Source organism: Streptococcus sp. HMSC10A01 (assembly GCF_001807785.1).
GTDB lineage: Bacteria > Bacillota > Bacilli > Lactobacillales > Streptococcaceae > Streptococcus > Streptococcus gordonii.
On record NZ_KV790962.1, the window covers coordinates 135856 to 161694 of the forward strand.

General features: G+C 41.5%; 24 protein-coding genes. 21 read left to right on the forward strand and 3 right to left on the reverse strand.

Features of this window, described 5'->3' with window-relative positions; translation table 11 throughout:
- The 15 genes from HMPREF3108_RS01360 to HMPREF3108_RS01430 all read left to right on the forward strand — a co-directional run bounded on the left by HMPREF3108_RS01360 (position 1) and on the right by HMPREF3108_RS01430 (position 13493).
- Positions 1–687, forward strand: coding sequence for an O-methyltransferase (locus tag HMPREF3108_RS01360; RefSeq protein ID WP_045503912.1), 687 nt, complete (start codon positions 1–3; stop codon positions 685–687).
- A 202-nt stretch (positions 688–889) separates the two neighbouring features.
- Positions 890–1819 (forward strand): peptidylprolyl isomerase PrsA, encoded by a 930-nt coding sequence (gene prsA / locus HMPREF3108_RS01365; RefSeq protein ID WP_008809506.1) that lies wholly within the window; start codon positions 890–892, stop codon positions 1817–1819.
- A gap of 228 nt (positions 1820–2047) precedes the next feature.
- Positions 2048–2533, forward strand: coding sequence for an LURP-one-related/scramblase family protein (locus HMPREF3108_RS01370; RefSeq protein WP_070492965.1), 486 nt, complete (start codon positions 2048–2050; stop codon positions 2531–2533).
- Between the two features lie 21 nt (positions 2534–2554).
- On the forward strand, positions 2555–5173 hold the full coding sequence (gene alaS, locus HMPREF3108_RS01375; protein WP_070492967.1) for an alanine--tRNA ligase: 2619 nt from the start codon (positions 2555–2557) through the stop codon (positions 5171–5173).
- Positions 5174–5401: 228 nt separating this feature from the next.
- Complete coding sequence (gene argC / locus HMPREF3108_RS01380) at positions 5402–6424, forward strand: N-acetyl-gamma-glutamyl-phosphate reductase (protein WP_070492971.1); 1023 nt, start codon at positions 5402–5404, stop codon at positions 6422–6424.
- Positions 6425–6441: 17 nt separating this feature from the next.
- Positions 6442–7635 (forward strand): bifunctional glutamate N-acetyltransferase/amino-acid acetyltransferase ArgJ, encoded by a 1194-nt coding sequence (argJ, locus tag HMPREF3108_RS01385; protein ID WP_070492974.1) that lies wholly within the window; start codon positions 6442–6444, stop codon positions 7633–7635.
- Positions 7636–7646: 11 nt separating this feature from the next.
- A complete protein-coding gene (argB, locus tag HMPREF3108_RS01390) occupies positions 7647–8384 on the forward strand; it encodes an acetylglutamate kinase (protein ID WP_070492977.1) in 738 nt (245 codons plus the stop codon).
- Positions 8385–8386: 2 nt separating this feature from the next.
- Complete coding sequence (locus tag HMPREF3108_RS01395) at positions 8387–9529, forward strand: acetylornithine transaminase (protein WP_070492980.1); 1143 nt, start codon at positions 8387–8389, stop codon at positions 9527–9529.
- 146 nt (positions 9530–9675) lie between these two features.
- Positions 9676–10005: a hypothetical protein gene (locus HMPREF3108_RS11040; protein ID WP_008809498.1), complete on the forward strand. Its 330-nt coding sequence runs from the start codon at positions 9676–9678 to the stop codon at positions 10003–10005.
- A gap of 11 nt (positions 10006–10016) precedes the next feature.
- Entirely contained in the window at positions 10017–10220 is a 204-nt protein-coding gene (locus HMPREF3108_RS01405; RefSeq protein ID WP_008809497.1) for a helix-turn-helix transcriptional regulator, read from the forward strand.
- On the forward strand, positions 10217–10459 hold the full coding sequence (locus HMPREF3108_RS01410; RefSeq protein WP_060970221.1) for a hypothetical protein: 243 nt from the start codon (positions 10217–10219) through the stop codon (positions 10457–10459). Before HMPREF3108_RS01405 ends, HMPREF3108_RS01410 begins: the two co-directional genes overlap by 4 nt.
- A complete protein-coding gene (locus HMPREF3108_RS01415; RefSeq protein WP_070492983.1) occupies positions 10456–11193 on the forward strand; it encodes a DUF3169 family protein in 738 nt (245 codons plus the stop codon). The genes HMPREF3108_RS01410 and HMPREF3108_RS01415 overlap by 4 nt, the downstream gene beginning before the upstream one ends.
- A gap of 18 nt (positions 11194–11211) precedes the next feature.
- Positions 11212–11745 (forward strand): DUF3267 domain-containing protein, encoded by a 534-nt coding sequence (locus HMPREF3108_RS01420; RefSeq protein WP_070492986.1) that lies wholly within the window; start codon positions 11212–11214, stop codon positions 11743–11745.
- 4 nt (positions 11746–11749) lie between these two features.
- Positions 11750–12418, forward strand: a complete 669-nt coding sequence (locus HMPREF3108_RS01425; RefSeq protein ID WP_070492988.1) for a CPBP family intramembrane glutamic endopeptidase — start codon at positions 11750–11752, stop codon at positions 12416–12418.
- 157 nt (positions 12419–12575) lie between these two features.
- Positions 12576–13493, forward strand: coding sequence for a diacylglycerol/lipid kinase family protein (locus tag HMPREF3108_RS01430; protein ID WP_048777487.1), 918 nt, complete (start codon positions 12576–12578; stop codon positions 13491–13493).
- A gap of 185 nt (positions 13494–13678) precedes the next feature.
- On the opposite strand, the gene nrdF is transcribed toward HMPREF3108_RS01430, so the two are convergent.
- The 3 genes from nrdF to nrdH all read right to left on the reverse strand — a co-directional run bounded on the left by nrdF (position 13679) and on the right by nrdH (position 17269).
- On the reverse strand, positions 13679–14638 hold the full coding sequence (nrdF, locus tag HMPREF3108_RS01435; RefSeq protein WP_048777486.1) for a class 1b ribonucleoside-diphosphate reductase subunit beta: 960 nt from the start codon (positions 14636–14638) through the stop codon (positions 13679–13681).
- A 168-nt stretch (positions 14639–14806) separates the two neighbouring features.
- Complete coding sequence (gene nrdE, locus HMPREF3108_RS01440; protein WP_061585646.1) at positions 14807–16966, reverse strand: class 1b ribonucleoside-diphosphate reductase subunit alpha; 2160 nt, start codon at positions 16964–16966, stop codon at positions 14807–14809.
- A gap of 84 nt (positions 16967–17050) precedes the next feature.
- Positions 17051–17269 (reverse strand): glutaredoxin-like protein NrdH, encoded by a 219-nt coding sequence (gene nrdH, locus HMPREF3108_RS01445; protein WP_045503882.1) that lies wholly within the window; start codon positions 17267–17269, stop codon positions 17051–17053.
- Between the two features lie 446 nt (positions 17270–17715).
- Between nrdH and HMPREF3108_RS01450 the strand changes: the two genes are divergently transcribed.
- From HMPREF3108_RS01450 to glgA, 6 genes are all read left to right on the forward strand, one after another.
- On the forward strand, positions 17716–17979 hold the full coding sequence (locus HMPREF3108_RS01450; protein ID WP_006596636.1) for a phosphocarrier protein HPr: 264 nt from the start codon (positions 17716–17718) through the stop codon (positions 17977–17979).
- Between the two features lies 1 nt (position 17980).
- On the forward strand, positions 17981–19714 hold the full coding sequence (ptsP, locus tag HMPREF3108_RS01455; RefSeq protein WP_045773151.1) for a phosphoenolpyruvate--protein phosphotransferase: 1734 nt from the start codon (positions 17981–17983) through the stop codon (positions 19712–19714).
- 257 nt (positions 19715–19971) lie between these two features.
- On the forward strand, positions 19972–21873 hold the full coding sequence (gene glgB, locus HMPREF3108_RS01460; RefSeq protein ID WP_070492991.1) for a 1,4-alpha-glucan branching protein GlgB: 1902 nt from the start codon (positions 19972–19974) through the stop codon (positions 21871–21873).
- A 184-nt stretch (positions 21874–22057) separates the two neighbouring features.
- Positions 22058–23200, forward strand: a complete 1143-nt coding sequence (locus tag HMPREF3108_RS01465) for a glucose-1-phosphate adenylyltransferase (RefSeq protein WP_048777483.1) — start codon at positions 22058–22060, stop codon at positions 23198–23200.
- Entirely contained in the window at positions 23190–24329 is a 1140-nt protein-coding gene (gene glgD, locus HMPREF3108_RS01470) for a glucose-1-phosphate adenylyltransferase subunit GlgD (RefSeq protein ID WP_045503872.1), read from the forward strand. The genes HMPREF3108_RS01465 and glgD overlap by 11 nt, the downstream gene beginning before the upstream one ends.
- Positions 24326–25756, forward strand: a complete 1431-nt coding sequence (gene glgA, locus HMPREF3108_RS01475) for a glycogen synthase GlgA (RefSeq protein ID WP_070492994.1) — start codon at positions 24326–24328, stop codon at positions 25754–25756. Before glgD ends, glgA begins: the two co-directional genes overlap by 4 nt.
- Positions 25757–25839 lie beyond the last annotated feature (83 nt).

A 25839-nucleotide genomic window follows, 5' to 3' on the forward strand; every position in this document is an offset into this window, starting at 1 on the left:
ATGGTCGAGACTTATAACCAAAACTCTAATCCCAATATGCGTCGGCCAGTGGTTAAAGAAGAAATTGTAGACTTTATGAGACAGCGTCTCCAGCCGGTCGCTGGTGGACTCAAGGAGCTGGAGGATTTTGCTAAAGCCGAAAATGTACCCGTGATTCCCCATGAAACAGTGGCTTACTTTCGCCTGCTTCTCGAAAGTCTCCAGCCAGAGAAGATTTTAGAAATCGGGACGGCTATTGGATTTTCTGCCCTTTTGATGGCGGAGCATGCACCTCAAGCTCAGATTACGACTATTGATCGCAATCCAGAGATGATTGAGTTGGCTAAGGCTAATTTTGCTAAGTATGACAGCCGCCAGCAAATCACTCTGCTGGAAGGTGATGCGATGGATCTGCTTGAGACACTAGAGGATTCCTACGACCTTGTCTTTATGGACTCTGCCAAGTCCAAGTATGTGGTCTTTTTGCCTCAGGTCCTCAAGCGCCTCAATCCTGGCGGTCTGGTCCTCATTGATGATGTCTTCCAAGGAGGAGACGTTGCTAAGCCTTTTGAAGAAATTAAACGCGGCCAACGGGCTATTTACCGAGGTTTACATAGTCTTTTTGATGCAACTTTGGACAGTCCTGATCTGACTGCGAGTCTGTTACCGTTAGGAGATGGCCTTCTGATGCTTAGAAAATCAAAATAAGCTGTAGATTTATAGGATTTTATCTAATTTTTAGAAAAATTTAAGCCATCAAATTTAATTTGTGGTACAATAGGAAAAGTGAGTAAACCAAGCTGTGTACTTCATTTTTAGAGAATAAAGAACGCAGTAACTCAATCAAGAATAGAGACAATGGAATGAATTGTTTCAAGTCTAACAATTTTACAAAGGAGTTTTCATTAAAATGAAGAAAAAAATTGTCGCTGGGGCAGTAACCCTTTTGTCAGTAGCTGTCTTAGCTGCTTGTGGAAAAACATCAGGTTCTGACAAGGACATCATTACTATGAAGGGTGATACTATTACAGTATCTGAGTTTTATGATAAAGTGAAAAGCAACCCTTCTGCTCAGCAAGTTTTGTTGAATTTAACGATTAAAGAAGTATTTGAAAAACAATACGGCAAGAAAGTGACTGATAAAGAAGTCGAAGAAGCTTATGAAAAGAGTTCAAAGGCTTATGGAGATAATTTTGCTCGTGTCTTGGCTCAAGCAGGTTTGACAGAAGATGCTTATCGTGAACAAATTAGAACCAATAAGCTTGTAGAGTACGCCGTTAAAAAAGCTGCAGAAAAAGAACTTACTGATGAAAATTATAAAGCTGCCTATGAATCTTATACACCAGAGGTAACTGCGCAAATTATCAAGGTGGACAGTGAAGATAAGGCTAAGGAAGTGTTAGCAGCTGCTAAAGCTGAAGGAGCTGATTTCGCACAGTTGGCTAAAGACAATTCAACCGATGGCGATACCAAAGATAAAGGTGGCGAAATCAAGTTTGACTCTGCAGCTACTAATGTGCCAGATGCTGTGAAAAAAGCAGCTTTTGGATTAGAAGCTAATGCAGTTTCAGATCTTGTAACTGTTCGTAGCAATCAAGGACAAGCAAGCTATTATATCGTTAAGTTGGTCAGCAAGACAGAGAAGTCTTCTAAGTGGGAAGATTATAAAGACAAATTGAAGCAAGTTATCTTAACTGCTAAGCAAAACAATACAAGCTTCATCCAAAGTGTTGTAGCAAAAGAATTGAAAGATGCAAACATCAAAGTTAAAGATGCTGCTTTCCAAAATCTCTTTTCTCAATACACCCAAACAAATACTTCATCTTCTTCATCAAAATAAGTTGACGAAGAAAGCATAAGCAAGTATAATGAAATGGTGAGAATTGATTTTTCAAGTTCTTAGTTCAGAGAATTGGCGGTGCTGCAAGCCATCTGAGACGAAAAATCATGCTACTCATCCTGCAAAATTGAATATGAAATGAGAATGACAAGTTCATTGAATGAAGGTGGTACCGCGGTTTTTCGCCCTTCGTGATATGGACTTGTCTTTTGATTTTTGGTGGTGTTTATGAAGACATTTCTTGTGAAACAAAAGTTTCGTTTTGGAGGCGAACGCTTCGATATCAAAGATGATAGAGGAGTAATAAACTATCAGGTGGAGGGATCTTTTTTCAAAATTCCTAAGACCTTTACCATCTATGACGCCCATGGGGAGCAAGTCAGTGAAATCAGTAAAGAAATTTTCACCTTGCTTCCTCGCTTTAATATTCAGCTACGTGACGGTTCGAATTTCTTCATTCGGAAGAAGTTGACCTTCTTGCGTGATAAGTATGAGTTTGATAGATTAGGTCTTCGAATTGAAGGTAACATCTGGGATTTGAATTTCAAATTGCTGGATGATCGTGATCAGCTTGTCGCCGAGATTCGAAAAGAGATTTTCCATTTGACCTCAACTTACACCGTAACTGTCTATGAAGACTCTTATGCAGACCTGGTCATTTCCCTCTGTGTCGCGATTGACTATGTGGAAATGCTGGAAAGCCAATCAAATTAAACAAGTAAATAAGGAGATATTATGAAACAACTATCTAGTGCTCAAGTACGCCAAATGTGGCTAGATTTCTGGGCAAGTAAAGACCACTCTGTAGAACCATCAGTCAGCTTGGTTCCTGTAAATGACCCAACTCTTTTGTGGATCAACTCAGGTGTGGCAACTCTTAAGAAATATTTTGACGGAACTATCAAGCCTGAAAATCCACGTATCACCAATGCGCAAAAAGCTATCCGTACCAATGACATCGAAAATGTCGGAAAAACGGCTCGCCACCATACTATGTTTGAAATGTTGGGGAACTTCTCTATCGGGGATTACTTCCGTGACGAAGCCATCACCTGGGCTTATGAGCTTTTGACCAGTCCAGAATGGTTTGATTTCCCTGCTGAAAAACTCTACATGACCTACTATCCAGACGATAAGGATTCTTATAACCGCTGGATTGAAGTAGGAGTGGACCCAAGCCACTTGATCCCAATCGAAGACAACTTCTGGGAAATCGGTGCTGGACCTTCTGGACCTGATACAGAGATTTTCTTCGACCGTGGAGAAGAATTTGACCCAGAAAACATCGGTCTTCGCCTTCTTGCAGAAGATATTGAAAATGACCGTTACATTGAAATCTGGAACATCGTTTTGTCACAATTTAACGCTGATCCAGCTGTTCCTCGTAGCGAATACAAGGAATTGCCTCACAAAAATATTGATACGGGCGCTGGTTTGGAGCGTTTGGTAGCGGTTATCCAAGGGGCTAAGACAAACTTTGAAACGGATCTCTTCATGCCGATTATCCGTGAAGTTGAGAAATTGTCTGGTAAGGTCTATGACCAAGATGGCGACAACATGAGCTTTAAGGTTATCGCGGACCACATTCGTTCCCTTTCATTCGCTATCGGTGATGGTGCCCTTCCTGGAAATGAAGGTCGTGGTTATGTCCTTCGTCGTCTTCTTCGTCGTGCTTCTATGCACGGTCAAAAATTGGGCATCAACGAACCTTTCCTTTACAAACTCGTTCCAACTGTTGGAAAAATCATGGAAAGCTACTACCCAGAAGTGCTTGAAAAACGTGACTTTATCGAGAAAATCGTGAAGAGCGAGGAAGAGTCATTTGCCCGTACCCTTCACTCAGGTCAACACTTTGCAGAAACCATTGTAGCTGACTTGAAAGAAAAAGGTCAAAACGTTATCGCTGGACAAGATGTCTTCAAACTCTACGATACATATGGATTCCCAGTTGAATTGACAGAAGAAATCGCTGAAGAAGCGGGTATGACTGTAGACCGTGAAGGTTTTGAAGCAGCCATGAAAGAGCAGCAAGAACGTGCGCGTGCATCAGCTGTCAAAGGCGGCTCTATGGGCATGCAAAATGAAACCCTCCAAAACATTACAGTGGGAAGTGTCTTCAACTACAATGCCAGTCAATTGCCTTCTAAGTTGGTGGCTATCGTAGCTGAAAACGCTGAAGTAGCAGCTGTTTCAGAAGGAACTGCCTCTCTTATCTTTGCGGAAACTCCATTCTACGCTGAAATGGGTGGACAAGTAGCTGACCACGGTCAAATCTTGGATGTTGCAGGAAACCTTGTTGCTACTGTGACAGATGTTCAAAAAGCACCAAATGGACAAGCGCTTCATACGGTTGAAGTACTTGCACCACTTGCTTTGAACCAAGAGTACACCTTGGCGATCGACACCAATCGTCGTCACCGTGTCATGAAAAACCACACAGCAACTCACTTGCTCCATGCGGCTCTTCACAATATCCTTGGCCATCATGCGACACAAGCAGGATCCCTTAACGAAGTAGAATTCCTTCGCTTTGACTTCACGCACTTCCAAGCAGTAACTCCTGAAGAATTGCGCGCTATTGAACAGCAGGTCAATGAGAAAATCTGGGAAGCAATTGCAGTAGAAACTGTTGAGACAGATATTGACACTGCTAAAGAAATGGGAGCTATGGCCCTCTTTGGTGAGAAGTATGGTAAGGAAGTCCGCGTTGTGACCATCGGCGACTACTCAGTGGAACTCTGTGGTGGTACCCATGTTGGCAACACTTCTGAGATTGGTCTCTTCAAGATTGTCAAGGAAGAAGGAATCGGATCAGGAACTCGTCGGATCTTGGCAGTGACTGGTAAGGAAGCCTTTGAAGCCTACCGCGAACAAGAAGATGCTTTGAAAGCCGTCGCAGTAACCTTGAAAGCACCTCAACTCAAGGAAGTACCTCACAAGGTGGAAGGACTTCAAGAGCAACTTCGTCAACTTCAAAAAGAAAATGCTGAGTTGAAAGAAAAAGCTGCAGCTGCAGCAGCAGGCGATGTCTTCAAGGATGTGAAGGAAGTCAACGGACACCGTTACATTGCTAGTCAAGTTTCTGTATCAGATGCCGGTGCCCTTCGTACCTTTGCGGATAACTGGAAACAAAAAGACTACTCTGACGTACTTGTTCTTGTCGCAGCAATCGGTGACAAAGTTAATGTCCTTGTGGCAAGCAAGACCAAAGACATTCACGCGGGTAACTTGGTTAAAGAATTGGCTCCAATCGTCGATGGACGTGGTGGTGGTAAACCTGACATGGCCATGGCAGGAGGAAGCAACCAAGCGAAAATCCAAGAACTCTTGGATGCAGTAGCAGGTAAATTGTAAGAAAAAAAGATCTATCCACTTGGATAGGTCTTTTTCCGTGCTCTCAGCTTCCTTACTTCTCTATATGAGAAGAAGATATTTTGCTTTTAGGAAAGAAAGTATGAATGTTTTTTCAAAAAATAATGTTATTTCCGAAGTTTTTTTGTATAAAAATACATAAAATACTTGACAAAGTGAAGAAATATACGTAAAATAAAACGCATATTTATACGGAGGTGTTTTAAAAATATGCGAATTTCGATTGTGGGAATTACTGGTTACTCAGGAATGGAACTCCTCCGTATTTTACTGCAACATCCGCAGGTGGAGGTCGTTTCCCTTCATGCCAGCCAAGATATGGAGGCCCCTGTGTCAGAGCTTTATCCTCATTTAAAGGGTATATGCGACTTGAAAATAGAAGCGTTCGACAGTCAGGAAATAATGCGACGAGCAGATCTTGTTTTCTTTGCAACATCAAGCGGAGTGGCTAAAGATTTGTCAAAAGATTTTGTAGAAGCGGGATTTCCAGTTATTGACCTATCTGGCGATCATCGTTTGCCAGGGAATATTTATAAAAAATGGTATCAGAAAGAGCCAGCTGAAGACCATGTTCAAAAAAAGTTTATTTATGGACTGTCTGAGTTTACAGATGTCAGAGGGAAGCGATTTATTGCCAATCCCGGCTGTTATGCGACGGCTACAGAGTTGGCCTTGATTCCCTTGCTACAGGCTCAGGCTATTGAGCTGGACTCCATTATTGTCGATGCCAAGAGCGGTTTGACAGGGGCTGGGAAAAATCCAGCTGCATCCAGCCATTTTGTTCATGTGCACGACAACTATGTGACTTACAAGCTGAATCAGCATCAGCATATTCCTGAGATTGTACAGCAGTTACAGCGTTTTGATGAGGGATTGCAGCAGATTCAGTTTTCAACTTCTCTCATTCCTGTCAATCGTGGTATTGTAGCGACGGTTTACAGCAAGTTGAAAGAACCTTTGACTCGGGAAGAATTTGCTGCTATTTATCAGGAATGCTATCAGGACAAGCCTTTTGTCCGTATCCAAGCAGCTCTTCCGAATCTGCACCAGGTTGTAGGTACTAATTATACAGATATTGGTTTTGACTATAATCCTGTCACAAACATTTTAACGGTAGTAGCTGTGCTGGATAACTTGATTAAGGGGGCTGCTGGTCAGGCGATTCAAAATATGAATCTGATGTTGGGTTTTCCTGAAACAGATGGCTTGCTCAGTCAATCGTCCTATGCCTAGATGAGAAAGGGTTAGATATGAAGATTATTGATGGAACGATTGCCAGTCCGTTAGGATTTTCGGCTGACGGTTTGCACGCTGGCTTTAAGAAAAAGAAGTTGGATTTTGGCTGGATTGTATCAGAAGTACCGGCCAGTGTGGCAGGGGTCTATACGACCAATAAAGTCATTGCTGCTCCGCTTCTAGTGACCAAAGCCTCAATCCAAAAGAGTAAGAAATTACAGGCAATAGTGGTTAATTCTGGTGTTGCCAATTCCTGTACAGGCCAGCAGGGACTGGACGCTGCCTATGAGATGCAGCGTTTGACTGCCCAAAAGCTGAAGATTGAGCCCGACTTGGTTGGTCTGGCTTCTACAGGAGTCATCGGCGAGCAGCTTCCGATGGATGCTCTGAAAAATGGTCTGTCACAGATTCTGGTGAGTGGGAAGGCAGAAGATTTTGCTGAGGCTATCTTGACGACAGATACTTGTACAAAGACCTGTGTAGTCACAGAAGAGTTTGGCTCAGACCTGGTGACTATGGCGGGGGTGGCTAAGGGATCGGGCATGATTCATCCGAATATGGCAACTATGCTGGCCTTTATCACCTGTGACGCTAATATTTCCAGTGCTACCTTGCAAAAGGCTCTCAGTCAGCATGTGGAGACAACTTTTAACCAAATCACGGTGGATGGAGATACATCGACCAATGACATGGTGCTAGTCATGGCGAACGGCTGCCGGCAAAATGAAGAAATTCTACCAGATACGGAAGAATTTGAAAAGTTTTCCAAGATGCTCCGCTATCTTATGGCTGACTTGGCTAAGAAAATTGCCAAGGATGGCGAGGGAGCGACCAAGTTGATTGAAGTTAATGTGCGGCACGCCAAGGATGAACAGAGCGGGCGTATGATTGCCAAGAGTGTTGTTGGCTCTTGCTTGGTTAAAACTGCCATTTTTGGTCAAGATCCCAATTGGGGCCGAATCTTAGCAGCTATCGGCTATGCGGGAGCAGATGTCTCAGTAGATAATATTGATATTTGGATTGAGGGGATTCCAGTCATGCAGGCTTCTAGCCCTGTGGCTTTTGACCCCGAGGAGACTAGTGATGCCATGGCTGGAGAGCTGCTGACCTTGACCATTGACCTACACGATGGGGACGCTGAAGCTCAGGCCTGGGGCTGCGATCTATCCTATGATTATGTGAAAATCAATGCCCTCTATAGAACCTAAGGAGAAATGCGATGAAAGATGTGATTGTTATAAAAATTGGCGGTGTTGCTGCGCAAAAGCTGTCTGATAAGTTTATCAAGCAGATGCAAGAGTGGATAGCAGCTGGTAAGAAAATCGTGGTCGTTCATGGGGGCGGTCTGGTCATAAATCAACTCATGAAAGAGCGCCAGCTGCCTACTCGCAAGGTTAAGGGGTTGCGTGTGACAGCTAAGTCTGACTTACCCATTATTGAGCAGGCTTTGCTAGGTCAAGTCGGCCGGACGCTGACACAAGAACTGAACGACTCAGATATTGAAAGCCTTCAGCTGGTTTCACATTTGGGAAAGACAGTTTCGGCAGATTTTATCGATAAAGATCTCTATGGCTATGTCGGTCAAGTGACGGCGATTCAAACTGCTTATCTAGAGCAGCTGCTGGCTGCGAACATCGTCCCAGTGCTGGCTTCGCTAGGAGAAAATGCTGTTGGCGAGTTCTTAAATATCAATGCAGACTATCTGGCAGCAGCTGTTGCCAGCAGCCTGCAGGCAGAGAAGCTGATCCTGATGACAGATATAGAAGGGGTTCTGGAGGATAAAAAAGTCCTGCCCCAGCTTCTGACCAGTCAGGTTTCCAAGAAGATTCAGACAGGTGTCATCAAGGGTGGCATGATTCCCAAAATTGAGAGTGCTGTTCAGACTGTGCTTTCCGGTGTCGGGCAGGTTTTGATTGGCGATAATCTTTTGACGGGCACCTTGATAGCAGAGGGATAATTATGACTTATTTATTTGAAAACTACAAGCGGGCACCTATTGAGTTTGTTAAAGCAGAGGGCACCTATCTGATTGATAGTGAGGGAAAGGCTTATTTGGATTTTTCATCGGGGATTGGCGTAACCAATCTTGGCTTTCACCCTCAGGTTCAGCGGGCTTTGATCCAGCAAGCAGGGCGCATCTGGCACAGCCCCAATCTTTATCTTAGCTCCCTGCAAGAGCAGGTGGCTCAAGCGTTGGCAGGTTCTTATGATTACTTGGCATTTTTCTGTAATAGCGGAGCGGAAGCCAATGAAGCAGCTATTAAGCTAGCTCGTAAGGCTACTGGCAAGCAAGGCATTATCACCTTTCAGCAATCCTTTCACGGTCGTACCTTTGGCACTATGGCCGCAACAGGACAGGATAAGATCAAGGAAGGATTTGGTGATGGGGTGCCTCATTTCAGCTATGCAGCTTACAATGATTTGGCCAGCGTAGAAGACTTGGTCAATCAGGATACAGCAGCTATCATGCTGGAATTGGTTCAAGGTGAGTCGGGAGTTTGTCCAGCAGAAGCAAGCTTTGTCAAAGTTTTGGCTGATTTTTGCCAACGAGAGGGGATTTTGCTGATTGTTGATGAGGTACAGACAGGTATGGGGCGCACTGGTCAGCTTTATTCCTTTGAGCATTATGGGATTATACCGGATATTGTGACACTGGCTAAGGGTCTGGCCAATGGCCTGCCTGCAGGTGCTCTATTAGGAAAATCCAGATTGGCTTCCGCTCTTGGACCTGGCAGTCATGGTTCTACCTTTGGTGGCAATAAATTAGCCATGGCAGCTGCCTTGGAGACCTTGCATATTATGAAAGAGATGGGCTTTCTGGAAGAAGTCAGGTCTAAGAGTGCCATCTTACTGGAGCAGCTACAGCTTGCTTTTCAGGACCATCCAAAGATTTCTGCTGTTCGCGGTCTGGGCATGATGATTGGGATTGAGACAAGCGCCAGTCTGTCAAAGATTGTTGAAGGTGCTCGTCAGAAAGGCTTGATTATCCTGACCGCCGGAGAGAATGTTATCCGTCTCCTGCCGCCTTTGACTATCAGCAGGGAGGAAATCCAGCAGGGGATTACTGTTTTAAAAGAAGTATTTTCAGAAGTAGATGAATAAAGGAAAAGGATTCAGTTTGAGCTGGATTCTTTTTTGTCTATGATAATAGAAAATTTGACAATGATTATTATTTTTTTGACAAAGATACTTGTCAAAAAGAAAAGAATCTGTTACAATACTTTTGAACAGGAAATGGAGGGACGCTTATGAATGTATTCTTATGGTTCTTGTTTCCGATGACTTTTATGGTTTTTATCTTTGGGATTGATTCTTCCAATAAGTTAAAACGGATGCAGGGACGGATAAAGTCTTTAGAAAGAAATAGAAAAGGAGAGAAAACAATGTCACGATTTTTAAAAGAGATGATTGGAAAGAAACCAATGATTACAAGTGAATTGATTGGGACAAATGATTGGCTTGTAGTGGATGTGGATGAAGACTGGGTTAAGCTTAGTAAAACTGATAAAAAAGGCCAGAAAAAAACGAAGCTTATGCGCATTGAAGATATTCGGTCTGTTGAATTGCTGGAGAATTGAGAGGAAATTTCATGAAATTAAAGAATCGTCTCAAGGAGTTGCGAGCACGAGATGGCCTCAATCAGACAGAGTTAGCAAGGAGAGCAGAAGTATCCAGACAGACTATCAGTCTCTTGGAACGAGGCGAGTACACTCCCTCTATCATCATTGCGTTGAAAATTGCTCATATTTTTGGAGAAACTGTCGAGAACGTTTTTAGAATCGAGGAAGAATGAAACAACTTAGAAATAATCGTCAACTTTTGCTTTTATCTTTGTTTATTGTTTATGTCTTGTCTTATGTTTTAAAAGATGCAGGGCTACTTCAAATAGAATTGCCCCTGAGGTTAGAATGGGCTGTTGTGCTTTATCTCACTCTAGCAGCTATCCTAGATAAAAGAATAAGCCATAAAAGAAAAGCTAGCTGTAAGTCTAGTGTAGGCTCTAAATTGAGAGATAGGAAAGGAAAATCATGACAACGAAAAAAAGAATAATGAGAAATGTAATTTTCTTAATTCTAGCCATAATCATTGGAGGAGCAATCGGCTCCTTTGCTGCTCGCATTGAACATGTCTCTTGGCCAAGTTTTTTGAATGTAGGACTACTACAAAACATAGGACGTGTTTGCTTGACCATTCTTTATCCTTTAACCTTTTATTTAATCTACCAAGCAAATAAGTATCATCTGTCTATGGAGAAAGAAGAGGATGAAGATAAAGAATATGAGCTTTATCGTCGAAGCTTTAAAACGTTAGAATCTGTGACAATCTTATTTAATGTCACCTCCGCTTTGACGTTATTTACTTTATTTGTTGGTGTAAACTATGTTTTTCCATTATTAGAAGCTGGTGCGGTGTTTTGGATTAATCTATATGATGGAGTTATTCTTCTAGCTCTTGTAATTGCCCAAATAGTATTGCTCAAGACGACACAGAAAATCCGAAAATATAAACTATCCATGGCACCTACCGTTGAAGAAATGAAGAAATTTGCTTTTTCCTTTGACGAGGGAGAACTACAAGCTAACTATGAACAGAGCTTTTTGATCCTCTTTAACCTAAATCAGCGGGTCATTCCTAGCCTATATGTTCTTATGTGGTTGGTGGGCTTGCTGACTCCGATGAATGTTGTTTCAGCTTACGTACTGACCATTATTTTCATTTATATCAATGTCATGTTCTATCCTATGGTTAAAAAGTACTTTAAATAAAAGAAGAAAGGATTGACTATGAAATTACTGAGAAAGATTGATTTTTTAACGGATAAGAAAACGAACCTTTGGCTTAATATAGGAGCTCTTTTATTAATCCTTCCTTTTCTCTTTTTCTTTGCTTGGGTAGCACTTGAATTGTTAGAAGAAGACGAGGGGCTGTTCGTCTTTACAGACTTTTTATACTTGTTCGCCTTGCTGGTTGTGCATGAGTTGATCCATGGCTTTTTCTTCAAGATCTTTGGTGATGAAAAAACGAAGGTCAAATTTGGTTTTAAAAACGGTATGGCCTACGCGACTAGCCCTGGGAGTTTTTATAGTAGGAGTAAGATGTTGATCATTGCTCTGGCACCCTTTGTTTTGATCAGTCTCTTTTTAACAGTCTGTTGTGAACTTGAATGGCTATCCAGCCCTTCCTACATTGCTCTGGCTAGCATTCATGCAGCCTCTTGTATCTGTGATTTTTATTTGTCTTATATCCTCATTAGTCAAAAGGAAGAAATTCTTGTTGAAGATACCGAAGTTGGTCTAAATATTTATCGAAAGGATTAGAAATATGAAGAATACAAAGAACATCAAAACCTTCCTTGTCCATTTAGGACTTTATTCATTAGTTATATTGTCTTATTTTGTTATTTTTTCAAGCATCATTTCTAGTGTCTTAGAATCTCTGATGATGGGAACCTCTCAATATATTGCTCTCCCGATCCTTTTATTCTTATCGGCTTTATATATTATTCCTTTGTGGAAATGGTATCAGCATGATTTGAAATTAGAGGTGAAAAAAACAAGGATAATCTCTTCTGTTTGGCTACCGGTCATTCTTTTGATTGCTTTTATAATTTTCCAAGAATTAATGCCCACGAATCCGTCGGAAAATCAAAATAATGTAGAAATGCTGATTGCCTATCAGCCTGCATTTGCTTTTATTTTTGTTGTTTTCCTTGCTCCGATTGTTGAAGAGTTGCTGACTCGAGGTTTTATGGCTAAGTTTTTTTTCTCAAAGCAAGTGACCTCCTTACGAAAGTTACTCTATATTCTTGCCTCCTCTACTTTATTTTCTCTACTTCATAGACCAGCAACCCCAGGTCAATTTCTAACGTATTTTATTATGGGAGTTATCTTTGCCTTAGGCTATTTATGTAGGAAAGATATACGGTATGCGATTGCTTTGCATATGGCCAATAATTTGTTTGCCTTTGTTCTCTTTGTCTTCTTTCAATAGAATAACGAAATATAAGACAGCACTTCTAAAGTTAGGCAGAAAAGTCTAACGGTAGAAGTGTTTTCTTTGGAATAGAGTTTAAATACCAAACTACTTTTCTGGACTTTCGAAAGCTAGCAGTTTCAAATAGTTGTGAAAGTGTTTTCCGGATGGTATAATGAGCTATCAAACGAAAAGAGGTTTCCTTATGTCCAAAGTCCTATTAATTGTCAACCCTAGTTCAGGAGGAGAAAAAGCCAAGTCCTATGAAGACTTGGCGAGAGAAAAGCTGGCAGAATGTTTCGATGAGGTAGTAGTCAAGCATACTGAAAAAGGCGGAGACGCAACAGCTTTTGCTAAGCAAGCCGCAGAAGACCATTATGATAGCGTCTTTGTCATGGGCGGCGATGGAACAGTCAATGAAGGGATCAGTGGTCTGGCTGAACTAGACTATCGTCCGACCTTTGGTTTCTTTCCACTTGGTACGGTCAATGACTTGGCGCGTGCTCTCGGCATTCCTCTAGACGCTGAAGAAGCCATCCAAAATCTGGATATCAACAAGGTCAAGCCGCTTGATATCGGCAAGATTAATGACCAGTACTTTATGAATGTGGTTGCCATTGGAACCATTCCAGAGTCGATCAATAATGTAGATTCTGAAGACAAGACCAAGTGGGGCAAGTTTGCCTACTTTATCTCTGGTTTCAAGCAGTTGATGGATACTAGTTTTTACGAATTCCATTTGAAGATTGATGGAGAGGAGCGCACGATAAAGAGCAGTACACTCTTGATTGGCTCTACCAACTCAATCGGAGGTTTCGAGAGTATTCTCCCTGAAGCCACTGTCAATGACGGCTTGCTTCACCTCTTGTATCTTAAGGATAAAAATCTCTTTGACACCTTGGTTTCTGTGCCAGATTTGATTTCGGGCAATGGTGAGAAAAGTGATAATATCGAGTATCTAACCTTTAAGGAAATCACAGTTGAGTTGGCTGATGCAAAAGCAGAACTCAGCGTCAACGTTGACGGAGATGAGGGAGACCAACTGCCAGTGACGATTCGTGTCTTACCATCCCACTTGAATGTTTATTACTAAATATTTTGGGAAAATCAGAAAAGCTAGATGATGTTTGCTTTATCTGTTCTCCTTGCTAGTTTAGATTACAAAACCCCTCTTTCCAACGAAGGAAAGAGGGGTTCTTTGTTTTATGAAGCGTAATTATAATCGCCATATTTCATATGTTATAACGTATGAAATATGTTTTTATTTGGTTCATAATCTTATAAACCGTAATTGTAGTCTTCATCTTGCATAGCTTCCACTTCACCAAGTAGGTATCCGTTACCAACTTGGGAGAAGAAGTCATGGTTAGAAGTGCCGGTTGAGATACCGTTCATAACGATAGGGTTTACATCATCAGCTGTATCTGGGAAGAGAGGGTCTTGGCCTAGATTCATCAAGGCCTTATTGGCATTGTAGCGTAGGAAGGTCTTGACTTCCTCTGTCCAGCCAACTTCATCATAAAGTGTTTCAGTATAGCCTTCTTCATTTTCATAGAGGGTGTAGAGTAGGTCATACATCCATTCTTTGAGTTTTTCTTGCTCGTCTTCTGGCAGTTCGTTAAAACCTAGCTGGAACTTGTAGCCGATGTAGGTTCCGTGGACAGATTCGTCACGGATGATTAGCTTGATAATCTCAGCGACGTTAGCCAGTTTATTATTACCCAGATAGTAAAGTGGAGTGAAGAAACCAGAGTAAAAGAGGAAGGTTTCCAAGAAAACGCTGGCTACTTTCTTTTCTAAAGCTGTACCATTTAAGTATATCTCATTGATGATTTCAGCTTTCTTTTGCAAGTAAGGGTTTGTATTGGTCCAAGCAAAGATTTCATCGATTTCTGACTTGGTGTTAAGCGTAGAAAAGATAGAAGAGTAAGACTTGGCGTGAACGGACTCCATAAATTGGATGTTGTTGAAGACAGCTTCTTCGTGGGCTGTACGGACGTCCTTACGCAGGGCATCTACACCAGATTCAGACTGGAGGGTATCCAAAAGGGTCAGACCACCGAAAACCTTGCCTACCAAGTCCTTTTCCTTGTGAGACAGCTTTCTCCAGTCATCCAAGTCATTGGATAGGGGAATCCGCGTATCTAGCCAGAATTGCTCGGTCAGTTTTTCCCAGGTGGACTTATCGATAACATCTTCAATAGCGTTCCAGTTAATGGCTTTGTAGTAAGTTTCCATTTGAAATCTCTTTCTATGTGTTGTGATGTGATAAAGAATCATTATTATTTTATCACAATTTTATAAGGGGATCGAACAAAAAGTCGGCGAACCGACTTTTGAGTTGCTAGCTGATGATGGTAATCAAGTCAGTAAGTAAAAACGAGATGACTGATTCCTAGAGAAAAACTAGATCACACAGCTTTCACATTGGTTGGCACCTACTTCGCCACCATCGTCAGTGAAGGTGCGGACGTAGTAGATGGATTTGATACCCTTGTTGAAGGCGTAGTTACGCAGGATAGAAAGGTCACGAGTTGTTTGCTTGCTTTCTTTTTTCCACTCGTAGAGACCTTTAGGAATATCGCTGCGCATAAAGAGAGTCAGAGAAAGACCTTGGTCCACATGCTCGGTTGCAGCTGCATAGACATCAATAACCTTGCGCATATCCATGTCATAAGCGCTAGTATAGTAAGGGATAGTCTCAGTTGACAGACCAGCAGCAGGATAGTAGATCTTACCAATTTTCTTTTCTTGACGTTCTTCGATCCGTTGAGTAATTGGATGAATTGAAGCAGAAACGTCATTGATGTAGCTGATAGAGCCATTTGGTGCAACAGCTAGGCGGTTTTGGTGGTAGAGACCATCAGCCTTGACCTTGTCGCGCAACTCAGCCCAATCCTCTGCAGACGGGATAAAGATGCCTGCGAAGAGTTCTTTGACACGGTCAGACTTAGGTACAAATTCACCTGTCAGGTATTTGTCAAAGTAAGTTCCGCTAGCATAGTCAGATTTTTCAAAGTTATGGAAGGTCACGCCACGCTCGCGAGCGATATTATTAGACTCAACCAAAGTCCAGTAGTTCATGAGCATGAAGTAGATGCTGGTGAACTCTACAGCTTCCGCTGATCCGTAATCGATCAACTGCTGAGCTAAATAACTGTGTAGCCCCATAGCACCTAAACCAAAAGTATGAGCTAGGCTATTTCCGTGATCGATAGAAGGCACAGCTGTGATGTGTGAACTATCAGTAACGAAAGTAAGAGCGCGTGTCATAGTCCGGATAGACTTTCCAAAGTCAGGAGAAGTCATCATGTTCACAACGTTGGTAGAACCTAAGTTACATGATACATCTGTTCCCAAGTGGAGATACTCTTGTGCATCATTTAAAAGACTAGGTTCTTGCACTTGCAGGATTTCAGAGCAAAGGTTACTCATGATGATTTTACCGTCAATTGGATTTGAACGATTAGCTGTATCGATGTTTACGACATAAGGATAGCCAGATTCTTGTTGGAGTTTAGAAATTTCTGTTTCCAAATCACGAGCCTTGATCTTGGTTTTAGTGATATTTGGATTAGCGACCAATTCATCATATTTTTCAGTGATGTCAAGGTAGGCAAATGGCACTCCGTACTCGCGTTCAACAGAATATGGGCTGAAGAGATACATTTCTTCATTTTTACGAGCTAATTCGTAGAATTTATCTGGAATGACAACACCGAGTGAGAGGGTTTTAACCCGAACTTTTTCGTCAGCATTTTCTTTCTTAGTTGAAAGGAAAGCGATGATATCTGGGTGGAAGACGTTGAGATAAACAACTCCAGCTCCCTGACGTTGTCCCAGCTGGTTAGAGTAGGAGAAGCTGTCTTCAAAGAGTTTCATAACAGGCACAACGCCAGACGCAGCTCCTTCATAACCCTTGATAGGTGCTCCAGCTTCCCGCAGATTGCTGAGGGAAATACCGACTCCGCCTCCGATACGAGATAGTTGAAGGGCAGAGTTGATAGAGCGACCGATTGAGTTCATATCATCTGTTACTTGGATGAGGAAGCAAGATACCAATTCACCGCGACGAGCTCGACCTGCATTAAGGAAGCTTGGTGTAGCTGGTTGATAGCGTTGGTGGATGATTTCATTGGCAATATCCTTAGCAATGGCTTCGTCTCCCTTGGCAAAGTATAGGGCGTTAAAGAGAACACGCTCTTCCATGCCTTCCAGATAGTATTCACCATCATTTGTCTTTAGTGCATACTGGTTGTAGAATTTGTAGGCCGCCATGAAAGATTTAAACTTGAAATCTTGTGCATGGATAAAAGCAGCCAGCTCTTCGATGTACTCAGGAGAATAAAGCTGGATAAATTCTTTTTCTAGATAGTTTTCTTCCATTAAATAATTAATTTTTTCTGTAATTGAAGAAAATTGTTTAGTATTCGGCTCAACGTTTTCTTTAAAGAAAGCTTCCAATGCTTCTTGGTCTTTATGAAGCATGATTTGACCGTTGACAGGACGGTTAATTTCATTATTAAGACGGAAGTAAGTAACGTCTTCTAAGTGTTTTAAACCCATAATCGTTTCCTTTATATTTTTTTCTGCAAAAGAAAGTGCTCCTATATACTATAGAAGCTCCTCCTTCTTTTTGTCTTGCTATTCTTATGATAGTTGTTTTAATTTATTTGGTTGGAAACCAGAGAATGCATCAGTTGCTGTTTGGATAACCGGAGCAGCATTGAAGCCTAGGTTTTTGACGTGCTCGATGTATTCTGGTTGTTCGTCAAGATTAATTTCTCTATATTCCACATGATTTGTATCCAAGAATCGTTTGGTCATTTTGCATTGAACACAATTATTTTTTGAGTAAATCGTTACCATAAAAGGAACTCCTGTTTATTAAAAATTTAATTCTTTCTTAGTATATCTCAAAGAAAAAATCTTGTCAATGGATTAGACTAAATATTGTGTTATATTTTATTATAACACAGTGTAGAATACAAGATATGGTGTTTTGCAAGGAAAGAAAAAAGAGAGAAAGCATCTTAAAGATTGATATATCAAGGTTTTTACATAGGTAATAAAATTCTTTTCTAATATTTTTGAAAATTGTACTAACGATTCTCAAATAAAAAGTTAGCTGGAGACATAGCTAGATAGATCTTGTAAAATAAGGTGTCAGATAAGATTTTAGATTGAAAAATGCTGTTGAAATTTGAAAAAACTGATACTGATTCTTGAAAAAGATTTCAAAAAATGATATAATCAGAAATTGTAAGGGTTATCAAAATATCCTAAAAAAGAATTATTTAAAGGAGAGTCTAATTATGGCTTCTAAAGATTTCCACATTGTGGCAGAAACAGGTATTCACGCTCGTCCAGCAACTTTGTTGGTTCAAACTGCAAGTAAATTTGCTTCAGATATCACTCTTGAATACAAAGGTAAATCAGTAAACTTAAAATCAATCATGGGCGTAATGAGCCTTGGTGTTGGTCAAGGTGCAGACGTAGTTATCTCTGCTGAAGGTGCAGACGCTGATGACGCACTTGCAGCAATTGCAGAAACAATGGAAAAAGAAGGATTGGCATAATATGACAGAAATGCTTAAAGGAATTGCGGCATCTGATGGTGTTGCTGTTGCTAAGGCATATCTATTAGTCCAACCGGATTTGTCATTTGAGACTGTTTCAGTCGAAGATACGAATGCAGAAGAGGCTCGTTTGGATGCAGCTCTTGAAGCTTCACAGAACGAGCTTTCTGTTATCCGCGAGAAGGCAGTAGGTAGCCTTGGTGAAGAAGCAGCCCAAGTATTTGATGCTCACTTAATGGTTCTCTCTGACCCTGAAATGGTTGGTCAGATTAAAGAAACAATCCGTACGAAAAAAGTGAACGCTGAAGCGGGTCTTAAAGAAGTAACGGATATGTTTATCACAATTTTTGAAGGTATGGAAGACAATCCGTACATGCAGGAACGTGCAGCGGATATCCGTGACGTTACAAAACGTGTTCTTGCAAACCTTCTGGGTAAAAAATTGCCAAACCCAGCTTCTATTAACGAGGAAGTGGTTGTCATTGCACATGACTTGACTCCATCTGATACAGCACAGCTTGATAAAAACTTTGTTAAGGCTTTTGTAACAAATATCGGTGGACGGACTAGTCACTCAGCAATTATGGCTCGTACGCTTGAAATTGCTGCTGTTCTCGGTACTAATAATATTACAGAATTGGTAAAAGACGGGGACATCATTGCAGCTAATGGTATCACTGGTGAAGTGATTATCAACCCAACTGAAGATCAAATTTCAGACTTTAAAGCAGCTGGTGAAGCTTATGCAAAACAAAAGGCTGAATGGGAATTGCTTAAGGATGCCGAAACTGTAACTGCAGATGGCAAACACTTCGAGTTGGCGGCTAACATTGGTACACCAAAAGACGTTGAAGGTGTAAATGCAAATGGTGCAGAAGCTGTCGGCCTTTACCGTACTGAGTTCCTCTATATGGATTCTCAAGATTTCCCAACAGAAGATGAGCAGTATGAAGCATACAAAGCTGTTCTTGAAGGAATGAATGGAAAACCAGTGGTTGTTCGTACGATGGATATTGGTGGAGATAAGGAACTCCCTTACTTCGATATGCCACATGAAATGAACCCATTCCTTGGCTTCCGTGCTTTGCGTATCTCTATTTCTGAAACTGGTAATGCAATGTTCCGTACACAAATTCGCGCTCTCTTGCGTGCTTCTGTACATGGACAATTGCGCATCATGTTCCCAATGGTAGCTCTTCTGACAGAATTCCGTAAAGCTAAAGCGGTTTACGAAGAAGAAAAGGCTAAGTTGCAGGCTGAAGGTGTTGCTGTAGCGGACAACATTCAAGTAGGTATCATGATTGAAATTCCGGCTGCAGCTATGCTGGCGGATCAATTTGCTAAGGAAGTTGACTTCTTCTCTATTGGTACCAATGACTTGATTCAGTACACTATGGCAGCAGACCGGATGAATGAACAAGTTTCTTACCTCTACCAACCATATAACCCATCTATCCTTCGTTTGATCAATAATGTTATCAAGGCAGCCCATGCTGAAGGTAAGTGGGCAGGTATGTGTGGAGAAATGGCCGGTGACCAAACTGCAGTACCATTGCTTGTTGGTATGGGCTTGGATGAGTTCTCTATGAGTGCGACATCTGTTCTTCGGACTCGTAGCCTCATGAAGAAGCTAGATACTAAGAAGATGGAAGAGCTGGCTCAACGTGCATTGACAGAATGTGCAACGTTGGAAGAAGTCTTGAAGCTTGAAAAAGAATATCTGGACTTTGATTAATTAATTTTATAGAGCGGGAAACCGCTCTTTTTTAGAACCATTTTCAAAATAGTTTTTTCTTTAAATTTCGTTCGTCAAAACAGCGACTTATATATGGATGAAAATGGATCAACAGGAAATTGGTATATAAGAAAACGGAGAGAGGGCAATCGTTCGGTTTTTGGAAAAATTTGCCAATATTTATGAAATTTACTTGAAAAAATGTCGAAATTAAGATAAAATAGAAACATAGAAAACGCTTACAAAGAGGTGATTGCATGGACAAAAACGAAGCATTAAGAACCTTTACAACTGGTGAAAACTTTCATTTGCAACACTATCTAGGAGCACATCAGGAAGAAGTAGATGGTAAAGTCGGCTACTCTTTCCGTGTTTGGGCTCCCAATGCTCAGAGTGTTCATTTGATTGGTGATTTCACTAATTGGTATGAAAATCAAATTCCTATGGCACGTAATGAAGCAGGGGTCTGGGAAGTATTTACAGACCTACCAAAGGAAGGAGATATTTACAAGTACAATGTCAAACGTAGCAGTGGTCAAGAAATTTTGAAAATTGATCCACTGGCTATCTATTTGGAAGAGCGTCCTGGAACTGGAGCAGTTATCCGTACTATTCCTGAAAAGAAATGGAAAGATGGTCTCTGGCTAGCCCGTCGGAAGCGCTGGGGCTTCTTCTCACGACCTGTCAATATCTATGAAGTGCATGCTGGCTCATGGAAACGCAATGAAGATGGCAGTCCTTATAGCTTTTCTCAGTTAAAAGAAGACTTGATTCCTTATCTAGTGGAGATGAACTACACACATGTGGAATTTATGCCACTTATGGCTCACCCACTGGGACTTAGCTGGGGCTATCAGCTCATGGGCTACTTTGCCTTTGAGCATACCTACGGCACGCCTGAAGAATTTCAAGATTTCGTCGAAGAGTGTCACTTGAACAATATCGGGGTCATTGTGGACTGGGTGCCAGGTCACTTCACTATTAATGATGATGCTTTAGCCTACTATGATGGGACACCGACTTTCGAGTATCAGGACCACGATCGGGCTCATAACTATGGTTGGGGTGCTCTCAACTTTGATTTGGGCAAGAATCAGGTTCAGTCTTTCTTGATTTCCAGCATTAAATTCTGGATTGATTTCTATCATCTGGACGGTATTCGGGTTGATGCTGTCAGCAATATGCTCTATCTGGACTATGATAGCGGACCTTGGCAACCAAACAAAGATGGAGGCAATCGCAACTATGAAGGGTATTACTTCCTGCAACGCCTCAATACGGTCATCAAACTAGCCCATCCAGATGTCATGATGATTGCAGAGGAAAGTTCCTCAGGCACCAAGATTACGGGTATGAGAGAGCTGGGTGGTCTAGGTTTTGACTACAAGTGGAATATGGGCTGGATGAATGATATCCTTCGTTTCTACGAGGAAGACCCAATTTATCGTAAGTACGATTTTAATCTAGTGACCTTTAGCTTTATGTACGTATTCTCTGAAAACTTCCTCCTGCCGTTCTCGCATGATGAAGTGGTTCACGGCAAGAAGAGCCTCATGCACAAGATGTGGGGCGACCGTTACAATCAATTTGCGGGGCTCCGCAACTTGCTGACCTATCAAATCTGTCATCCGGGCAAGAAATTACTTTTTATGGGATCAGAGTTTGGTCAATTCTTAGAGTGGAAGTCAGAAGAGCAACTTGAATGGTCTAATCTGGACGATCAGATGAACAAGAAGATGCAGGGCTTTACTGCTACACTCAATGCCTTCTATAAAGACAATCGTCCGCTTTGGGAGATTGATCTGAGCTATGATGGCATCGAAATCATAGATGCAGATAATGTTGATCAAAGTGTTCTCTCCTTTATTCGTAAGACTGAAAAAGGTGACATGTTAGTTTGTGTATTCAATATGGCGCCGGTAGAGCGGAAGAACTTTACCATTGGTGTTCCAGTGGCAGCCATTTATGAAGAAGTTTGGAACACTGAATTAGAAGAATGGGGAGGTGTTTGGAAGGAACATAACGAAACAGTTCAGTCTCAAGAAGGGCTTTGGAAAGATTATCCACAGACCTTGACCTTTACACTGCCAGCTCTTGGAGCCAGCATCTGGAAGATCAAGCGTCGTATTAAATCAAAGTCAACTAAAAATAAAAAATAGGGTTATCCCATTTGTTGTAATTGAACTTGTATTAAAATATCGGAGAAAGATACGCAATTTGCGAAATGAAATGAGATATAAGTTCGGATGCTGTAAGGTATAAGTCTTCCTTGGAGTACCGTTCCGTCAACACATTTCCTGTTTTTGATGTTTAATGCACTCGAACCTTAGCAAGGAGTAGTCTATGAAGAATGAAATGCTAGCTTTGATTCTTGCCGGTGGGCAAGGAACACGTCTTGGAAAGCTTACACAGAGTATTGCAAAACCTGCAGTACAGTTTGGTGGACGTTATCGTATTATTGACTTTGCCCTGTCTAACTGTGCTAATTCCGGCATTCACAATGTCGGTGTCATTACTCAATACCAGCCTCTAGCTTTGAATAGCCATATTGGAAATGGGTCCAGCTGGGGATTAGATGGCATTAATACAGGGGTGTCCATTCTTCAGCCTTATTCTGCTAGTGAAGGGAATCGCTGGTTTGAAGGAACTAGCCATGCAATATTCCAAAATATTGATTACATTGACAGCATCAATCCAGAATATGTCTTGATCTTATCTGGTGACCATATCTACAAGATGGATTATGATGATATGCTCCAGTCTCACAAGGACAATAATGCCAGCTTGACAGTAGCTGTACTGGATGTGCCTCTCAAAGAAGCCAGCCGTTTTGGTATCATGAATACAGATGCTAATAATCGGATTGTTGAATTTGAAGAAAAACCAGAAAATCCTAAGTCAACCAAGGCTTCTATGGGGATTTATATCTTTGACTGGCAGCGCCTGCGCAATATGCTGGTAGCTGCTGAAAATAGCAATGTGGATATGTCTGACTTCGGTAAGAATGTTATCCCTAACTACCTTGAATCTGGCGAAAGCGTTTATGCGTATGAGTTTGCTGGCTATTGGAAAGATGTTGGTACGGTTGAGTCTCTCTGGGAGGCTAATATGGAATATATCAATCCAGAAAATGCTTTGGATAGTCGTAACCGTCGCTGGAAGATTTATTCTCGTAACTTGATTTCTCCGCCAAACTTCCTCAGTGAAAATGCCAAAGTAGAAGATTCTCTGGTTGTTGATGGTTGCTTTGTTGATGGGACTGTTAAACACTCCATCCTTTCTACTGGGGCTCAGGTTAGAAAGGATGCTGTTATTGAGGACTCTGTCATCATGAGTGGTGCTATTATTGGTCAGGGTGCTAAGATTAAGCGAGCTATTATCGGAGAAGGCGCCATCATTGCTGAAGGTGTAGAAATAGATGGCACAGAGGAAGTATTTGTGGTTGGATACAACGAGAAAGTGGGGGTACCAAAAGATGAAGATTGATAAATATTCAGCGATTTTAGGAAATACAGTCGGGTTCCACGACATGTCTACTTTGACAGATCATCGTCCAGTGGCCAGCCTTCCGTTTGGTGGAAAATACCGCTTGATCGACTTCCCTCTTTCAAGTCTGGCTAACGCAGGAATTCGTAGCGTCTTTGGTATCTTCCAACAGGACAACATTAGCTCAGTATTCGACCATATCCGTTCAGGTCGTGAATGGGGGCTATCTACTCTCCTCAGTCACTACTATTTGGGAATCTACAATACTCGTGTAGAAAGCTCTACAGTCGGTGAGGAATACTATGATCAGCTCTTGACTTATCTCAAACGTTCTGGTTCTAACCAAACTGTTGCTCTCAACTGTGATATTTTGATCAATATAGATCTCAATCAAGTTTTCCACTTACACAATACAACGCAGCAACCGATCACAGTTGTTTATAAGAAACTGCATAAAGAAAATATTTCTGAAGTAAACTCTGTTTTAAATATTGATGAAACGGACCACGTCAGAGGACATAAGCTCTTTGATGAGCGGGAAGATGCAGAACTCTTCAATATGTCTACGGATATCTTTGTTGTGGATACTCCATGGTTAATTGAAAAGTTGGAGGAAGAGGCTAAGAAAGAACACCCTCAAAAGCTTCGCTATGTCCTACGTGATTTAGCGGTTGAAGAAGGTGCTTTTGCCTATGAATATACTGGCTATTTGGCCAATATCCACTCTGTAGCAACATACTATCAGGCTAACCTCGATATGTTAGAAAGCAAAAAATTCTATTCACTCTTTAGCCCAAATCAAAAAATATATACCAAGGTTAAGAATGAGGAACCTACCTATTATGCTCCTTCTTCAAAGGTGTCTCGCGCCCAATTTGCATCTGGAAGTATTGTCGAAGGGGAAGTTGATAATTCAGTGATCTCACGTAACACTAATATCAAAGCTGGTAGTCAAGTAAAAAATAGCATTCTATTTCCTCGAGCTGAAATTGGGGAAAATGCAACAGTTGAATATGCCATCCTTGACAAAGGTGTTGAGGTTGCAGAAGGCGTTGTAATACGTGGAACAGCAGAAGACCCAATCGTAGTCAAGAAGGGCCAAAAAGTTACAGAGGACATAATTCGATGAAGATTTTATTCGTAGCAGCAGAAGGAGCACCATTTTCGAAGACAGGTGGTTTGGGAGATGTTATCGGCGCTCTCCCAAAATCACTGGTCAAACATGGCCACCAAGTTGGTGTCATTCTTCCTTATTATGATATGACAGATGCTAAATTTGGCGATCAGGTAGAAGATCTCTTCTATTTTGAAGTCAGTGTTGGTTGGCGTCGCCAGTATGCTGGAGTTAAAAGGCTGGTCTTGAACGGTGTATCTTTCTATTTTATAGACAATCAGCATTATTTCTTCCGTGGCCACGTTTACGGAGATTTTGATGATGGGGAACGTTTTGCCTACTTCCAACTAGCAGCGGTAGAATTAATGGAGCGGATTGATTTCATTCCAGATGTCCTCCATGTACATGACTACCATACTGCTATGATCCCTTTCTTGGTGAAAGAGAAATATCGTTGGATTCAAGCTTATAACAATATCAAGACAGTTCTAACCATCCATAACTTGGAGTTTCAAGGACAATTCTCTGATAGTATGTTGTGGGAATTATTTGGCGTGGGATATGAACGTTACGAAGATGGAACCCTTCGCTGGAATGACTGTCTCAACTGGATGAAGGCTGGTATTCTCTACGCAGACCGAGTGACAACTGTATCACCAAGCTATGCTGGTGAAATTCGGACTCCGGAATTTGGTTGCAATTTGGATCAGATTCTGCGGATGGAATCCGGTAAGCTAGTGGGTATTGTTAATGGTATTGATACAGAGATTTACAATCCTGAAACAGATCCATTGCTAGCCCATCACTTTGACAAATCTGATTTATCTGGTAAACTAAAAAATAAGCGAGCTTTACAGGAACGCGTAGGCTTGCCTGTTAGAGATGATGTTCCACTTGTCGGAATTGTATCACGCCTGACTCGGCAGAAAGGATTTGACTTAGTGGTTGAAGAGTTGCATAATTTTCTTCAGCAAGATGTACAAATCGTCCTTTTGGGGACAGGTGATCCAGCTTTTGAACAAGCCTTTGCTTGGTTTGGTCAAGCTTATCCAGACAAGCTTTCGGCTAACATTCTCTTTGATGTGGGATTAGCCCAAGAGATTTATGCTGCCAGTGATATTTTCCTGATGCCTAGTCGCTTCGAACCTTGTGGCCTGTCACAAATGATGGCTATGCGTTATGGAACCTTGCCTTTGGTACATGAAGTTGGCGGTCTGCGAGACACAGTAGAACCTTATAATGTTTATACAGGTCAAGGAACTGGATTTAGCTTTAATAATTTTTCTGGTTATTGGTTGAGCTGGACTTTTAAAGAAGCTCTTAACCTCTATACCCATGATAAGGAGGCATGGAAATCCATGCAAGAACAGGCCATGGAAAGAGATTTTTCTTGGGACACGGCTAGTTTAGCCTATAGTGATTTGTACCAATCACTTCTATAACATTTACTTTGGAATCAGTATAAGCAAATCCTCTCTTGACCATGGGACAAGGGAGGATTTCCGTGAGAATTACATTTTTATAT

Coding starts and splice junctions, on each gene's coding strand:
- argC (WP_070492971.1), top strand. CDS start 5,402: ATGCGAATTTCGATTGTGGGAATTACTGGTTACTCAGGAATGGAACTC.
- alaS (WP_070492967.1), top strand. CDS start 2,555: ATGAAACAACTATCTAGTGCTCAAGTACGCCAAATGTGGCTAGATTTC.
- HMPREF3108_RS01370 (WP_070492965.1), top strand. CDS start 2,048: ATGAAGACATTTCTTGTGAAACAAAAGTTTCGTTTTGGAGGCGAACGC.
- prsA (WP_008809506.1), top strand. CDS start 890: ATGAAGAAAAAAATTGTCGCTGGGGCAGTAACCCTTTTGTCAGTAGCT.
- nrdF (WP_048777486.1), bottom strand. CDS start 14,638: ATGGAAACTTACTACAAAGCCATTAACTGGAACGCTATTGAAGATGTT.
- HMPREF3108_RS01415 (WP_070492983.1), top strand. CDS start 10,456: ATGACAACGAAAAAAAGAATAATGAGAAATGTAATTTTCTTAATTCTA.
- HMPREF3108_RS01420 (WP_070492986.1), top strand. CDS start 11,212: ATGAAATTACTGAGAAAGATTGATTTTTTAACGGATAAGAAAACGAAC.
- glgB (WP_070492991.1), top strand. CDS start 19,972: ATGGACAAAAACGAAGCATTAAGAACCTTTACAACTGGTGAAAACTTT.
- glgD (WP_045503872.1), top strand. CDS start 23,190: ATGAAGATTGATAAATATTCAGCGATTTTAGGAAATACAGTCGGGTTC.
- HMPREF3108_RS01405 (WP_008809497.1), top strand. CDS start 10,017: ATGAAATTAAAGAATCGTCTCAAGGAGTTGCGAGCACGAGATGGCCTC.
- nrdH (WP_045503882.1), bottom strand. CDS start 17,269: ATGGTAACGATTTACTCAAAAAATAATTGTGTTCAATGCAAAATGACC.
- HMPREF3108_RS11040 (WP_008809498.1), top strand. CDS start 9,676: ATGAATGTATTCTTATGGTTCTTGTTTCCGATGACTTTTATGGTTTTT.
- HMPREF3108_RS01425 (WP_070492988.1), top strand. CDS start 11,750: ATGAAGAATACAAAGAACATCAAAACCTTCCTTGTCCATTTAGGACTT.
- argB (WP_070492977.1), top strand. CDS start 7,647: ATGAAAGATGTGATTGTTATAAAAATTGGCGGTGTTGCTGCGCAAAAG.
- HMPREF3108_RS01360 (WP_045503912.1), top strand. CDS start 1: ATGGTCGAGACTTATAACCAAAACTCTAATCCCAATATGCGTCGGCCA.
- glgA (WP_070492994.1), top strand. CDS start 24,326: ATGAAGATTTTATTCGTAGCAGCAGAAGGAGCACCATTTTCGAAGACA.
- HMPREF3108_RS01410 (WP_060970221.1), top strand. CDS start 10,217: ATGAAACAACTTAGAAATAATCGTCAACTTTTGCTTTTATCTTTGTTT.
- nrdE (WP_061585646.1), bottom strand. CDS start 16,966: ATGGGTTTAAAACACTTAGAAGACGTTACTTACTTCCGTCTTAATAAT.
- HMPREF3108_RS01450 (WP_006596636.1), top strand. CDS start 17,716: ATGGCTTCTAAAGATTTCCACATTGTGGCAGAAACAGGTATTCACGCT.
- argJ (WP_070492974.1), top strand. CDS start 6,442: ATGAAGATTATTGATGGAACGATTGCCAGTCCGTTAGGATTTTCGGCT.
- ptsP (WP_045773151.1), top strand. CDS start 17,981: ATGACAGAAATGCTTAAAGGAATTGCGGCATCTGATGGTGTTGCTGTT.
- HMPREF3108_RS01395 (WP_070492980.1), top strand. CDS start 8,387: ATGACTTATTTATTTGAAAACTACAAGCGGGCACCTATTGAGTTTGTT.
- HMPREF3108_RS01430 (WP_048777487.1), top strand. CDS start 12,576: ATGAGCTATCAAACGAAAAGAGGTTTCCTTATGTCCAAAGTCCTATTA.
- HMPREF3108_RS01465 (WP_048777483.1), top strand. CDS start 22,058: ATGAAGAATGAAATGCTAGCTTTGATTCTTGCCGGTGGGCAAGGAACA.